This is a genomic window from Salinicoccus sp. HZC-1 (assembly GCF_046736035.1).
GTDB lineage: Bacteria > Bacillota > Bacilli > Staphylococcales > Salinicoccaceae > Salinicoccus.
In genome coordinates this window covers 1,133,113-1,146,934 of sequence record NZ_CP177130.1, presented here as the reverse complement: position 1 = coordinate 1,146,934, position 13,822 = coordinate 1,133,113, and the positions used below count along the sequence as shown (strand labels likewise).

Annotated in this window: 16 protein-coding genes and 1 riboswitch; of the genes, 3 read left to right on the top strand and 13 right to left on the bottom strand. The window is 42.7% G+C overall.

Annotated elements, in window-relative coordinates; all coding sequences use genetic code 11:
• Positions 1 to 46: 46 nt before the first annotated feature.
• Genes panD through panB form a run of 3 tightly spaced genes read right to left on the bottom strand, consistent with a single transcriptional unit; the run spans position 47 to position 2,084 of the window.
• Positions 47 to 439, bottom strand: a complete 393-nt coding sequence (panD, locus tag ACKRAT_RS05685; RefSeq protein WP_411844131.1) for an aspartate 1-decarboxylase — start codon at positions 437 to 439, stop codon at positions 47 to 49.
• Positions 436 to 1,281, bottom strand: coding sequence for a pantoate--beta-alanine ligase (gene panC, locus ACKRAT_RS05680; RefSeq protein WP_411844130.1), 846 nt, complete (start codon positions 1,279 to 1,281; stop codon positions 436 to 438). The genes panD and panC overlap by 4 nt, the downstream gene beginning before the upstream one ends.
• Positions 1,278 to 2,084, bottom strand: coding sequence for a 3-methyl-2-oxobutanoate hydroxymethyltransferase (panB, locus tag ACKRAT_RS05675; RefSeq protein WP_411844129.1), 807 nt, complete (start codon positions 2,082 to 2,084; stop codon positions 1,278 to 1,280). The genes panC and panB overlap by 4 nt, the downstream gene beginning before the upstream one ends.
• 89 nt (positions 2,085 to 2,173) lie before the next feature.
• Between panB and ACKRAT_RS05670 the strand changes: the two genes are divergently transcribed.
• Complete coding sequence (locus tag ACKRAT_RS05670; protein ID WP_411844128.1) at positions 2,174 to 3,040, top strand: 2-dehydropantoate 2-reductase N-terminal domain-containing protein; 867 nt, start codon at positions 2,174 to 2,176, stop codon at positions 3,038 to 3,040.
• A gap of 27 nt (positions 3,041 to 3,067) precedes the next feature.
• Here the strand turns inward: ACKRAT_RS05670 and ACKRAT_RS05665 are convergent, their stop codons facing one another.
• The 4 genes from ACKRAT_RS05665 to ACKRAT_RS05650 all read right to left on the bottom strand — a co-directional run bounded on the left by ACKRAT_RS05665 (position 3,068) and on the right by ACKRAT_RS05650 (position 6,105).
• Positions 3,068 to 3,754 carry a cyclase family protein gene (locus tag ACKRAT_RS05665; RefSeq protein ID WP_411844127.1) on the bottom strand — a complete coding sequence of 229 codons (687 nt, stop codon included), beginning with the start codon at positions 3,752 to 3,754 and terminating at the stop codon, positions 3,068 to 3,070.
• A 91-nt stretch (positions 3,755 to 3,845) separates the two neighbouring features.
• Entirely contained in the window at positions 3,846 to 4,082 is a 237-nt protein-coding gene (locus ACKRAT_RS05660; protein WP_411844126.1) for a helix-turn-helix domain-containing protein, read from the bottom strand.
• A 10-nt stretch (positions 4,083 to 4,092) separates the two neighbouring features.
• Entirely contained in the window at positions 4,093 to 4,575 is a 483-nt protein-coding gene (locus ACKRAT_RS05655) for a DUF2975 domain-containing protein (protein WP_411844125.1), read from the bottom strand.
• A 147-nt stretch (positions 4,576 to 4,722) separates the two neighbouring features.
• A complete protein-coding gene (locus tag ACKRAT_RS05650; RefSeq protein WP_411844124.1) occupies positions 4,723 to 6,105 on the bottom strand; it encodes an LLM class flavin-dependent oxidoreductase in 1,383 nt (460 codons plus the stop codon).
• 101 nt (positions 6,106 to 6,206) lie between these two features.
• Positions 6,207 to 6,318, bottom strand: a riboswitch (SAM riboswitch).
• 210 nt (positions 6,319 to 6,528) lie between these two features.
• On the opposite strand from ACKRAT_RS05650, the gene ACKRAT_RS05645 reads away from it, so the two are divergent.
• Positions 6,529 to 6,792, top strand: coding sequence for a hypothetical protein (locus tag ACKRAT_RS05645; protein WP_411844123.1), 264 nt, complete (start codon positions 6,529 to 6,531; stop codon positions 6,790 to 6,792).
• Here the strand turns inward: ACKRAT_RS05645 and ACKRAT_RS05640 are convergent.
• The gene (locus ACKRAT_RS05640; protein WP_411844122.1) at positions 6,782 to 8,095 is read right to left on the bottom strand and encodes an aminotransferase class I/II-fold pyridoxal phosphate-dependent enzyme; all 1,314 of its coding nucleotides are present in this window, start codon (positions 8,093 to 8,095) and stop codon (positions 6,782 to 6,784) included. The two genes, ACKRAT_RS05645 and ACKRAT_RS05640, sit on opposite strands and share 11 nt — an antisense overlap.
• Positions 8,043 to 9,278, bottom strand: a complete 1,236-nt coding sequence (gene hflX, locus ACKRAT_RS05635) for a GTPase HflX (protein WP_411844121.1) — start codon at positions 9,276 to 9,278, stop codon at positions 8,043 to 8,045. Before hflX ends, ACKRAT_RS05640 begins: the two co-directional genes overlap by 53 nt.
• Positions 9,279 to 9,409: 131 nt before the next feature.
• Between hflX and ACKRAT_RS05630 the strand changes: the two genes are divergently transcribed.
• A complete protein-coding gene (locus ACKRAT_RS05630; protein ID WP_411844120.1) occupies positions 9,410 to 9,898 on the top strand; it encodes a glutathione peroxidase in 489 nt (162 codons plus the stop codon).
• A gap of 54 nt (positions 9,899 to 9,952) precedes the next feature.
• On the opposite strand, the gene hfq is transcribed toward ACKRAT_RS05630, so the two are convergent.
• The 4 genes from hfq to mutL are packed head-to-tail and all read right to left on the bottom strand — an operon-like array spanning position 9,953 to position 13,820.
• On the bottom strand, positions 9,953 to 10,150 hold the full coding sequence (gene hfq, locus ACKRAT_RS05625) for an RNA chaperone Hfq (protein WP_411844420.1): 198 nt from the start codon (positions 10,148 to 10,150) through the stop codon (positions 9,953 to 9,955).
• Positions 10,137 to 11,081, bottom strand: coding sequence for a tRNA (adenosine(37)-N6)-dimethylallyltransferase MiaA (gene miaA / locus ACKRAT_RS05620; RefSeq protein ID WP_411844119.1), 945 nt, complete (start codon positions 11,079 to 11,081; stop codon positions 10,137 to 10,139). The genes hfq and miaA overlap by 14 nt, the downstream gene beginning before the upstream one ends.
• Positions 11,074 to 11,949 (bottom strand): alpha/beta fold hydrolase, encoded by an 876-nt coding sequence (locus ACKRAT_RS05615; RefSeq protein WP_411844118.1) that lies wholly within the window; start codon positions 11,947 to 11,949, stop codon positions 11,074 to 11,076. Before ACKRAT_RS05615 ends, miaA begins: the two co-directional genes overlap by 8 nt.
• Positions 11,950 to 11,960: 11 nt before the next feature.
• Positions 11,961 to 13,820, bottom strand: a complete 1,860-nt coding sequence (gene mutL, locus ACKRAT_RS05610; RefSeq protein WP_411844117.1) for a DNA mismatch repair endonuclease MutL — start codon at positions 13,818 to 13,820, stop codon at positions 11,961 to 11,963.
• Positions 13,821 to 13,822: the final 2 nt, after the last annotated feature.

The following is a 13,822-nucleotide window of genomic DNA, read 5'->3' as shown; positions in this document are numbered from 1 at the left end:
TTTTCACCTTCTTATAAAAAAAGTAATTAAACGGAAGTCTAATTACTTAATGTGCAGTATATTCTGTTTTTCTTTTCTCTTTATAATCAGCAGTAATTATTTTGTTCTCTTCATCAACAATCACTACACTTGGCTTGTGATTTTCGAGTTCCGGCTCATCCATCTGTACATAGCTGATAATGATGACAACATCCCCCACCTGCACTCTTCTTGCAGCAGCGCCATTCAGGCAGATTTCACCGGAGTGACGTTCGCCTTCAATGACGTATGTTTCAAGACGCTCACCATTGTTATTGTTTACGATTTGAACTTTTTCATTCGGCAAAATGTCCGCCGCTTCTAAAAGTACAGGGTCTATTGTTATGCTTCCCACATAGTTCAGGTTAGCTTCTGTTACTACGGCACGGTGAATCTTGCCGTTCATCATTGTTCTAATCATTTTTTTATCACCAACATATTATCTATTAGCCGCACAGCCTCAAACTTTACAGCAATGAATATTATAACATCAGAAGAGACCGTTTGAACAGTATCTAGATCGGGATGTGTAAAAATTTGCAGGTCATCAATTTCCCCTGAAGTATGATCCATTATATGCATTTCAATCCGTTCTTTAATGCTTGCCACATCAGTTTCGCCATCCTGGATTAAATCCCTGCCGATTTCCAGCGCCTGATTAATTGCCGGCGCTTCCTCCCGCTCTGTTTCTGAAAGGTTGACATTCCGGCTGCTTTTAGCAAGACCGTCCGCTTCACGGGCGGTCGGCACACCAATGATTTCAAGGTCGTGATTGAAGTCCGCGACCATCCTTTTGATGATCATCAACTGCTGGCGGTCCTTCTCACCGAACAGTGCATAATCCGGCTCGATAATATTGAAAAGCTTGTTCACGACTGTAATGACCCCTTCGAAGTGACCGGGCCTTCTGACACCGTCCAGAATCGAAGCCATGCTGGCCAGGCCGAGGATCAGTTCCGGTGTTTTCGGATACATCTCTTCAACGGATGGATGGAATACAAAATCCACACCGTTTTCCTTACAGATTTCCAAATCTCTTTCAAGATCGCGCGGATAAGTATCCAGATCCTCATCCGGACCAAATTGAAGCGGATTGACAAAAAGGCTCAACGCCACGAAATCAGCATGTTTTTTCGCTTCATTGACGAGCGTCATGTGGCCTTCGTGAAGGTAGCCCATCGTTGGAACGAGTGCTATTTTTTTATCTCTGTGTGCTTTTAGTATGTCACGTGTTTCTTTTATAGTATCTGCAGTTTTCATCATTTATCAAATATCCTCTTTTTATAAGTTGTGGATTCATCCGGGAACTGACTTGATTTCACTTCCTGAACATATTCTTCAAGGCCTGATACACCAATGCTGTTAAAATCACCATATGGCTTCACGAATTTAGGCAGCCGATCACTTCCGTATTGAAGTATATCGTGATATACAATCACCTGGCCATCGGTTTCCGCCCCCGCACCAATGCCGATTGTCGGAATAGTTAATGACTCTGTCACTTTTCCTGCCAGGTCAGCAGGAATCGCTTCAAGAACCACCATGCATGCGCCCGCTTCTTCCACCCTTTTGGCATCTTCGATCAGTCGCTCTGCCTCTTCAATCGAACCGGCCTGCATTTTAAAGCCCGTCACACCGACTGACTGGGGCGTCAGACCGAGATGTGCCACAATCGGAACACCGGCCAGTACGGAACGTCTGATGATTTCGAGGCAGCCGATCCCTTCCAGCTTAATTGCATTTGCACCTGAAGACTGGTACAGCGACAGGACATTTTTAAGTCCCTCATCATCATTGACATGATAGGAGCCAAACGGCAGATCCACCACGACATACGTATCCGGCGCACCGCGCCTGACCGCCCTGGCATGGTGCTCCATATCTGCCATAGTAACCTGTACGGTGCTGTCATATCCAAGAACTGTCATTCCAAGGGAATCCCCGACCAATATCGTGTCCAGTCCGGCCTGTGCGCTTTGCTTCGCACTGGGATAGTCATATGCAGTCACCATTGTAATTTTTTCATCGTCTTGCTTCATTTGAATCAGTTCGTTAGTAGTCTTCATCAGGCTACTCCTTTCACTCTATGTATATTATACTTATTTTAACACAGGATTTTATGTAGTCATCATCTTATTTCAAAGGAGAAAATTCAATGAAAATCGCTGTCATAGGAATTGGTGCTGTCGGCAGCATCATCGCCCGTGAGCTGAAGCAGACGGGACACGACATTACACTGTTCGGCAGAACAGAAAGACAAGGCTTCACAATACTTGAACATGGTGAAAAAACCAACTATCCATACATTATAGAGAATATCCATGCATATGATCATCATCCATTTGATATAATTTTCATTTCCACTAAAGCCACCGCATTAAAAGGACTGTCCAAAGTCACAGCTGGACTATGCCACAGCGGCACTGAAATCGTCCTCTGCCAAAATGGCATGGGATATGACGGCTGGTTTGAAGGCAGTCTCCCCGCCGTCGTCTATATCAGCGGACAGAAACATGAGGACATGGTTGAGCATTTCCAAGATTCCAGGCTGATCGTTGACGATCAGAACTATAATTATCTGGATCCGCTCATTGAGGATATAAAAACAACAGAATTGGAAATAATAAAAACCGATGACTTTGAAAAACTGAGATATGAAAAATTGCTGATCAACCTCGGTATCAACACACTGACCGGACTCTCCCAGAATACAGCTAAAATATTCGATAAGGAAAACGTTACAGAACTGACTGCGGAACTTTTGGAGGAAGGCATACGGATTGTCAATCAGGACAAAGAAATTATTGATTCTGATTTCAAGAATACGGCATTGAATATTTATAAGAACTATAACCGGGAAATGGGGACGAGCATGTACTATGATGTCACAGCCCAAAAATCAACGGAATTTGAGTTCATTCAAAAATATCTGCACAATCATAAGGGGAATGTGAATACACCTGTTCTGGATATATGCGTTGTACTGCTGGAAGCCTATGAATATGAAAGAAACAAGCGGTGATTTTTAATCACCGCCTGTTTTATTTGCTCACTCTTCAATTTCTACAATCACATTCACGATGGAAGCATCATGGTTCACAATTCTAAGCGGAGCAGTAAATGCCGATTTAAGTGTTCTGCCGATCAAGGGTTCGGGATTTATATCCTCATAAATCAGCATCGTCGGCGCATCATATTTTTCATGATCCAAAAATGCATGGTGTACGAAATAACCGTTATCCGGTGCTTCCGCTAAATTCTCGATACTCAAGGTATCAATCGCAACCGCTTTTAAATTTGGCAGCTGCGTCCGCAAATATTCAGCCGCTTCCGGAGATACAGCCGGAAAGCTGGCCGAGTATTTTTCAATGTCAGTATCCCTGTATTTCCAGTGACCGGTATTGAAAATGAGAAGATCCGCTTTTTGCACAGCATCATTCTCTTTTAACATATCTACTGTTACGAATTCATTCTGTTCTAAAGGAACATCCAGCATTAAAGGATGATTGTAGATGAAATCCTCAATAGGAATGGCATCTATTCCTTTTCCGTTGTCCATATGATGCCATGGTGCATCGACGTGTGTGCCTGCATGCAGATAAATGCTCAGTACCGAACCGTTCCAGTCGTCCCCTTTTTCCTTACGCTCTCTAGGATCCAGCCCCACCTTGGGCAGGGCCGGATGCACTGGCATGTCTTCGTGTATCGGGTATCCGATTTCAACATAACGACTCAAGTCTATACATCCCCTTTAATTCATATTTCCTCAGAGTATAGCATAGAGAAGGTCTATCCAATATTTAACTGCCTGTCGGCCAAAGACGCTTTCACTCTACATTAAGATGGTTGCTTTCCTCTTCATCATTTCTATATTCCAAAATATCTCCCGGCTGGCAGTCCAGGGCTCTGCATATCCCTTCCAGCGTGGAAAAACGGACTGCTTTTGCCTTTCCATTCTTCAACACAGAAAGATTGGCCATCGTAATTCCCACTTTCTCGGACAGTTCGGTCACGCTCATTTTCCTTTTTGCCAGCATTACATCTATATTGATAATAATTGTCATTAGTTACACCTCAGACCGTCAGATCATTTTCTGTTTTGATTTTAATCGCTTCCTGCAGCAATTTTTCGAGTAATGCAGCGAAAACTGTGATGACAAGCGGAGCAAATATAAACATCATCCCAACTATAATTACACCGGGGGCATCATCCAGTTCAGCAAATATATAGAATAACGGCAGATTTAAAACATATAGACCAGTCATTATCATGGCATAATGTTTTATCTTCCTCAGTGCATTTACCGACTGGTCAGAGAAAGCGATATTCTTATCGATATAGCTTAAAAGTTTAAAAGCCTGAAACAATGCCATATAAAACGGGATGGCTGTTACATACATTATCGTCAGCATACCGAGCATTAAAGCGTCCCACCCCTCGATGCCGTCGCCCACATTTTTAACTATCATTGGCATCAGAGCGATGCAGATAGCCAATACAGGCAGTCCTATGATGATTAAAGCGAATTTTAAAAATAACGTTGAACTGCGTTTCATGATCTTCACCTCTTATTTAATATAAATCGATTATAGGCAATAACTTATCGAATATCAATAAAAATTTATTAAAATTTGATAATTAATATATGGAATCAAAAAATACCCCTGAACATAATTTCAGGGGTAAGAATAAGGATATATATTTTAAACGCTGGTACTAGAGAATGAACCGATTCTTTTAGCTGCATGATTTTCAGGAATCCTTACTTTTCCTTTACCAAATAAATTTTCTCTCAGCGTGGATGCTTCATACTCTGTTCTGTAGCTTCCTCTTTCCTGCAGTACCGGTATGACGAGTTCTATGAAATCTTCGAAAGTGACGGGACTTGCCGCCTGGATGATGTTGAAGCCGTCTGCGTCTCCGATGTTTGCCATAGCTTCCAGTTCATCTGCAACCTGTTCCGGTGTACCCACCACTTTGGTGGCACCGATACCCAGACCGTGATGGAGCACGGCTTCTCTCACTGTCCATTTTCTGGTATTGCTTGCTGCATATTTCTGAAGAAATCCGTGGGAGGCATTTGTCACGACATTTTCAACGTACTGGTCGGGATCATATTGCGAGAAATCGACACCCGTATGTCCGGAAAGCATTGCTGCAGTTCCTTCATAGCTTACATATGAAGTCAATTCTTCATATTTCTCCTGCGCTTCTGCTTCCGTCCTGCCGACGATCGGTACGATGCCGGGGAAGATTTTGATGTCATCCGCATTTCTTCCATTGCTTACCGCACGTGCCCTGATGTCTGAAGTGAATGCTTTTAATTCATCCAAATCACTCGCAAGTGTCGTAAAGAGCGCTTCCGCATGTTTTGCTGCAAAGGCTCTCCCTTTTTCAGAGGCACCGGCCTGGAATAAAACGGGTGTACGCTGAGGTGAAGGTTCTACAAGATGCACACCCGGCACACTGAAATATTCACCTTTATGATTGATCGGATGCACTTTTTCAGGATTGGTATATACCCCTGTTTCTGTATTCGCTTCAACCGCATCTTCTTCCCAGCTGTGCTCCCACAATTTATATACAACGTCCATATACTCATCCGCTCGGTCATATCTTTTGTCATGCTCGATCTGGTTTTCCATGCCGAGGTTGACCGCTTCGCTTTTCAAATACGAAGTGACGATATTCCATGCGACCCGGCCTTTAGTCAGATGATCCAGAGTGGAGAAATCCCTGGCTAGTTTATAAGGTTCTGTGTAAGTTGCTGAATAGGTCGGCGCAAAACCAAGGTTCTTTGTAACTGCAGCCATCGCAGAAATTTGGAGCAGGGTATTATGGAGCGGTACTTGCACTGCATTTTTGATGGCTGCATCCGGACTTGAGTCATACACATCATAAATTCCCAGCACATCCGCCAGAAACATCGCATCAAATTTGCCTTTTTCCAGAAGCTTGGCAAGGTCAGTCCAATAATCAAGATCACCATGACGATGCCCCTGATCTTTCGGGTGACGCCAGAGTCCAGGTGAATGCGGCGCAACAGAGTTCAAAGTAAAACCATTAAGACGAATTTGTTTTTTCATAGATTATCTCTCCCAGTGTATAGTTTTTTCCTATCCATTTACTATGGAATAAAAAATACCTCTTCCTTGAGGAAGAGGTAAGCGGTTGACTTATATACTCTTCCTCATCTTTCAAGCAAATGCTTGTTGGAATGGGCACCTTTCAACTTAATTGAATAAGTGAGGTTGCCGCAGGATTATAGGACCAATTTCCTCCCCTGCTCTCGATAAGGAATGCTATTCATTTTTTAATATTTTTAATGTTAGATGTAACAATATCAGTATTTAAATATTCTGTCAAATACAAAAATTAAGAAAACTAATTTATACTGGAAAACTAGGATAAAAAAAGCGGGAATTTGTACAAAAAAGATAATAAATTAGATACTAATGTTGTTTTCGCATTTTATATATTTACACTGACTATAAAGGAGCGTTTAATATATGAACTTAGCATTTATCCTGGTACTCTTCTTCATTTTCATATCCAACTTTGCTGTGACGGCTTTCCTTGTCGGTAAAACCGAAAGGAAAAACATTAATCTCGTCAGTGCTTTAATCATGATACCGGTCATTCCATTATTCTGGCTGTATGCGAACAGCCAGGATCAAACTGGAATCTTTTTTTCACTGTATGCGCCGATATTCATCACTATACTCTATGTGGCGATGCTGTTGATAAGAATTAAAAAAGTGATTAAAACGTGATCATCTCTTTTTCCTTCATTTCTTTCAATGCTTTCTCCAGTGCATACACCACATGTTCAAATACAAGTCCGCCCTGTACAAAAACTGTATATGGGCTTCTGATTGGTCCGTCAGCACTGAGTTCGAGTGATGCCCCCTGCACGAATGTTCCTGCCGCCATGATAACCGGATTTTCATATCCCGGTATTTCACTTGGCACCGGTAGGAACTGTGAATTTACCGGAGATGCTTTTTGAATCATCTGGGTGAATGTAATCATTTCTTCCTCTGTATTGAAGGATACACTCTGGATCAGGTCTGTTCTTTTCGCCTCAGGTACAGGGTCCGTTTTAAGGCCGACTTTTGATAATAGGTGGCTTGTCAGTACCGCTCCGTTCAAACTCTCAATTACTGTATGGGGAGCCAGGAAGAACCCCTGGTACATGTCCGTCAGCACAGAAAGGCTCGCACCCATTTCCTTTCCGATACCGGGCACTGTGAGTCTGTAACTGATGCGTTCAATGAGATCTTGATTACCAGCGATATATCCACCCATCTTGGCAAGGCCGCCGCCCGGATTTTTTATCAGACTGCCAGCAATGACATCCGCACCTGCTTCTATAGGCTCTTTCATCTCTACAAATTCTCCATAGCAGTTATCTATGAATATGATGATTTCTGGGTGCGCTGCTTTAATTTTCTTTATCATCGCTTCCATCTCATCGATTGTGAGTGATTTTCTCATGCTGTACCCGCGTGAACGCTGAATGGCAATTATTTTTGTTTTTTCTGAGATGCCGTCCATAATCGCCATTTCATCAAACTGGTTATCCACAAGTTCAATCGCTTTGTAATGCACACCTTTTTCTTTAAGACTGCCGATGTCTTCTTCAGAAGTACCGATGACTTTTTCCAAAGTATCATAGGGCTCACCGCTGATATAAATGAGTTCATCATCGAACTCCAAAAGCGCGAGCAACGTGAGACTGATTGCATGGGTGCCCGAAATGATCTGGCTCCGCACGATTGCGTCTTCACTTTTAAATACCAGGCTATATATTTCTTCCAGTTTGTCACGGCCGGTGTCATCATATCCGTACCCAGTTGTGCCCGCAAAATCACTTTCCGATACGCCTGTTTCATTAAAAGCCGCCATCACTTTATTAAAATTAAATCTGCTGATCTTTTTGTTTTCTTTCATCATCGGCGTAATTTCTTCCAATGCCGTTTCTATTAGAGTCTCTACTTGAATGTCTGTATGCTGCACGCTGCTATTCCTCGTTTCTTTCCATAATTCTTTTACTCCATGAACCTTCCGGCTCATACCCTTTAATTCTATACATTTCCTCTTCTTCTTCGAGCTCTTGCTCGTCCACGATGGTATGGCGTTTTAAATCATATAATTTCTGGGTTTCCGCTAAAGGAAGTGCTGCTTTATATGGTTCCATATGCTTTTTCATGAATGTCTCAAGCATTATCTGGATATCCTGGCTCTCCATATTTTTATGCACAAATTCATGCGCTTCCGATGGTGTATAGTACTTATTATCATCTATATCCGTCTTATTAAAGAATACAAGCGATGGTATGTGCTCCATATTCAACTGTTTAACCAAATCTTTCACAGTATCGTAATGTGTCTCGAGATTCTCCGAACTGTTATCGATTACGTGAATCAGAAAATCACTGTCTGCTGCCTCTTCCAATGTTGATTTAAAACTTTCAACCAGCGTTGTCGGCAGATTTTGGATAAAACCGACTGTATCCGATAAGACACATTCGAATCCGGATGGCAGTATGAGCTGTCTTGTTTTTGGATCAAGCGTCGCAAACAGTGCGTCCTCTTCAAATGTATCGCTCCCGGCCATCGTATTGAACAGCGATGATTTTCCCGCATTTGTATAGCCCACCAGAGAGACTTTAACAACCTGGTTACGGTTGCGGTTTTCCCTGTAGCGTTCACGATGGGATTCAATTACTTTCAGCTGTTTTCTAATCTCTTTAATCCGCTGATTGATATGCCGTCTGTCCGTCTCCAGTTTTGTTTCACCGGGACCTCTCGTCCCGATACCGGCACCGAGCCGTGAAAGGTTGATGCCCTGCCCCCTTAATCTGGGCACTAAATATTGAAGCTGTGCGAGTTCTACCTGTAACTGCCCTGCTTTGGAATGAGCGCGCAGGCTGAAAATATCCAATATCACCTGCGTCCTGTCAATGATGCGGGTGTCCATAATCTCTTCTATAGAGCGGTTTTGACTCGCTGTAATCTCATCGTTCACAATGACATAATCGATGTCTATGTCTTCATATTGCTCAAATACTTCCTTAAGGAATCCACTGCCCACATATGATCTGGGCTCCATCCTGGAGCGGTTTTGAACATGGTTCCCTAAAATTTCTATTCCGATTGATTCAGCCAGACTGATCAGTTCGCTTACTTCAGTCTCTATATTTTTCCTGTCTGGTGTGTTGACCGCTATGATGATTCCTTTAAATGTCTCTGTCATAACAGCACCTCCGTTATATTTATTTAATCTCTACCCTTTTAACGACTTCTTAAAATATTATGTTTAGTTACTGCTTCAAGTGTGTAAATAATAATGTATAAGTACGCATTATTAGAGAGGGGGCGTATGTGATGAAAGCGCAATTTTATGATCTGGACGCAAAGGATGAAGAAGGCACCCTTGTCAAAATGTCCGATCTCAAAAACAAAGTACTATTAATCGTTAACACTGCAAGTGAATGCGGCTTTAAAAACCAACTTTCAGATCTTGAGACACTTTATCAAAAATACAAGGATGAAGGTTTTGTTATCCTGGCTTTTCCATCTGATAATTTTATGAATCAGGAACCACTTAATGCAACAGAAGCGAAAGAGCATTATCATTGCGATTATGGTGTGACTTTCCCTGTGATGGAAAAGGTAGATGTTAAAGGGAAATCCATACATCCTTTATATAAATACTTAACAGAAGGCAAAAGCGGTCTGTTAACCAATCGTATCAAATGGAATTTCACAAAGTTCCTGGTTTCACGCGAAGGAAAGATCGTTTATCGATATGCACCTCAAAGAGCCCCGGCGTCCTTCGAAGAAGATGTTAAAAATCTTCTGAGAGGCCTTTGATTGAAACATTTAAAAAAGCATCCTTTCCACACTTGGAATAGGATGCTTAATTCATTACTTCAAGAATGTGCTTATCGCATGCTTGTATATCAAGTGATCTTTCCCGCCTGAATGAAGCTGGATTACATACTTGTCAAAATCCACAACTGTTCCCCTTAACTGAAAACCATTCACTAAAAATACTGTAACTTCTACCTCGGATTCCTTGAAGTCGCTGAGAAACTTGTCCTGCAAATTATCATTTGCCATGATTCTCTCTCTCCTTTGCATGTAGAAATTGATATATATCTTCTAAGATTATATCCGTCTGCACTTTGTCAAGATCATACCATTCAACCGGAAGCTGATTTCTAAAAAAAGTCAACTGGCGTTTAGCATACTGTCTCGTATTCTGTTTAATCTGTTCTTTAACATTCTCAAGTGAGGCGCTGCCTTCAAAGTATGGTAAAAATTCTTTGTATCCAATCGCTGCAGATGCAGTTTTTGACGGCGAGTGGTTTTCAAACAGATTGCGTGCTTCGTCCTCAAGACCATTTTCGAACATGGTATCCACTCTTCGTTCAATATTGGCATGTATGTTTTTCCGTTCTCGTGTTAATCCTACTATAAATGTATCATATTTCACGTCATCTGTGTAGCCGGGGCCTATTCTGTTGCTTATTCTATCGCTCAATTCAAACTTTACCAGCATCCGTATAACACGCTGCCTGTTGTTTGGATGAATCTCTCCGGCAGCTTTCGGATCAATCTTTTTTAATCTGTCATATAATATCCTTGTGCCGAGATGCTCGAGGGTTTCTGTGAGTTCCTGCTTCTCCTTATCATCCTCTTCATCAAACTCATATCCATGAATCAGAGCGCGGATATAATGTCCCGTGCCACCGACGATGAACGGGATGCGGTCATCCTCATGAATTTCATCGATGGTTTCAGTGACATGCTTTTGGAACTCCTGGACGGAGAAGGAGGCTTCCGGTTCAATCACATCAATCATATGATGCCTGATTCCTTCTTTTTCTTCTTCCGTAATTTTGCCTGTACCGATATCCATGCCCCGGTAGACCTGCATGGAGTCTCCGCTGATGATTTCCAGATTAAATTTTTTAGCAATTTCAATGCTCAGCGCTGTTTTGCCGATTGCTGTCGGGCCTACTAAAATCAGTAATTTTTTTAAGTTAGACATTTCTCATCACCCACTCGAATAATCTGTTATAAACCTGTTCGCGATTTTTTTCAAACAGAACTTCATGCCTGCTCTCATCGTAAAGCTGCACAGTCACAGAATCAGTGAACCGTATAAGCGTGCGGGCGAGTGCCCGGATATCCCTGCCTTTATTTGAAAAAGGATCCTCCTTGCCGCCAATTAAAAGTATCGGTATATCAGGTGACAGTGACTTTAGATTACTTTGCTTCTGAGCCAGCTTTATGTGTTTTAAAATTTCATATAGTGCACCGTTCGTCATTTGGAATCCGCATAGGGGATCCTCATTGTATAAACCAACCACTGTGGAATCCCCGCAAAGCCATCTGTTTTTTTGCTTGCCCGGGAATTCATCGTCATAACCCCAAAATGCGAGTGTATTAATCGCCTGTGACTTTTGTGCTTTATTGAGGCGGGCGATAAAAGATAATCCCGAAACACCGACAGAATCCGTCATATTATCCTTATTCCCCGTTCCTACAATAATACCGCCATCATATATCGAGTACTCAAGGAGCCGCCGTGCAGCGATGGACCCCATGGAGTGACCCAGTACAAATTTCTTCAGTGCTGCAGGGATGATTTCCGATACGGCCGCCGCGTCACTGATTAAGAGATCAAAGCTGTCGAAATGCCCCAGGTTGGTTTCTTCAGGCCCATGTCCGCGATGATTATGCATGACTACCATGCAGTCATTCATCGCAAACCATGCATTCATTTCGTTGTATCTCTCCATATGTTCTGCCATGCCATGCATTACCTGGATTGCGCAAATGGGATTTTCAGGCATGAAAACCTTGACCCGTATATGCCTGCCCTCGTTTTCGATATACTGTTCACTGATTTTCATGCCAATTCCTCCTATTTCATTATTCTGTTAAACATCCGCTCTATCTCATAAGTCGTCATGTGGATGATGACCGGTCTTCCGTGGGGACATGTATATGGAGAATGGCACTTTCCGAGTTCACCGAGGAGCGCTTCCATATGTTTCTTATCCAAATAATGATTGGCTTTGATCGACTGTTTGCAGCTCATCATGATCGACATCTCTTCCCGGTACTCGTTCACTGAAAAGTGGTCTTTCTCTGCCACGAAATGAATCAGCTGTTCAATGTCCGCTTCCGGGTTCTTCTCATCTATCCAGCTCGGATGCCTTGTTACCGAATACTGTTTTATCCCGGTTTTTTCAATTTCAAATCCAAGCTCCTGCAGCTGTTTGAGCTTCTCGTCAATTGTTATTATATCATCTAACGGGAATTCAAATGTGTATGGGATGAGCAGCGGTATCCCGTCGTCCGCATCCACATTTATATGATCATAATAAAACTCATATTTTATCCGTTCCTGAGCTGCATGCTGATCCATCATATACATACCCGAATCATTTTGAAGAATTATATAAGTGCCGTGCAGCTGTCCGACAATTTCAAGGTACGGCAGCTTTTCTTTCACTCTTTTTTCTACAGCAGTTTCTTCCGCAAGGGTGACAGGTTCACGGTGGCGTGCTTCCTGTTTTTCTTGAGACTCTGTATCTTTTCGTACCGGTTTGTATGATTCTCTTTTTTCCGTTTCATATACATCCGTCTGTCTGCGGCTCACCGGTCTCTCTTCCACATACTCCGGCTGTCTTCCCGGGTGCTCCCTGCGCATGGCGGGGCCGGTGAAATCGATGGATGACTGTTCCACTTTCGGTTTCGGCTCTTTTGATACTTTTGATACATCCGGAATCAGCATCTCATCCTGAAGCGTTTCACGTACTGCATTCTCGAGGAGTGCATTCAATTCCCGCTCTTTTGAAAAACGCACTTCGATTTTGGAAGGATGAACATTGACATCGACAATTTTCGGATCCATTTCTATATCGATAATGACGATCGGATATTTATCCTTCGCGAGCAGCGTATGGTAGGCATTGATAATTGACTGTGACAGTTTGAAGTTCCTGATGTGCCTTTGATTTACAGAGAGATTGATATAATTTCTATTGCTGCGGTTCACTTCGGGTCTGATTGCATACCCGGTTATTTTAAAGTCTGCATCCGCTGCATCAATCTTAACAGCATGTCTCGCAATATTGAGGCCGTAAATATCACTGATGACCTCTTTTAAGTTGCCGTTGCCTTTTGTAGAAATCTTTTCATTGTGGTCGAGTATCAGTTTAAAGCCCACTTTTGGATATGCAAGTGCCATCCTTTGAATGATATCTATAATCTTACCGCTTTCGGTCCGCATGGATCTTACATACTTCAGGCGGGCTGGTGTATTGTAAAACAGCTCGCTTATGGAGATATCCGTCCCCTGCCGTTCTTTGCCGGGTGCCTGTTCTTTTAAGCTTCCGCCTTCAAACTGGATTGTGACGGGTTCACCTTCAAGATGTTTTGTTTCCACTTTCACTTTGGCAACCGCACCGATGCTCGCGAGTGCCTCACCGCGGAACCCCAGCGACCGGATCTGGAACAGGTCATAGTCATCATTTATCTTACTCGTTGCATGCCTTTGGAACAGGAGCGGAGCATCTGTCTGATGGATGCCGTCCCCATTATCAATGATACGGATGAGTTTCATTCCGGATTCTTCGATAAACACTTCTATCTCATCGGCATTCGCATCCAGTGAATTCTCGATCAGTTCCTTAACGACAGAGCTCGGCCGCTCCACCACTTCGCCCGCGGCTATTTTATTCTGTATCTTTGGATCAAGCACTCTGATTGGAGTCATTT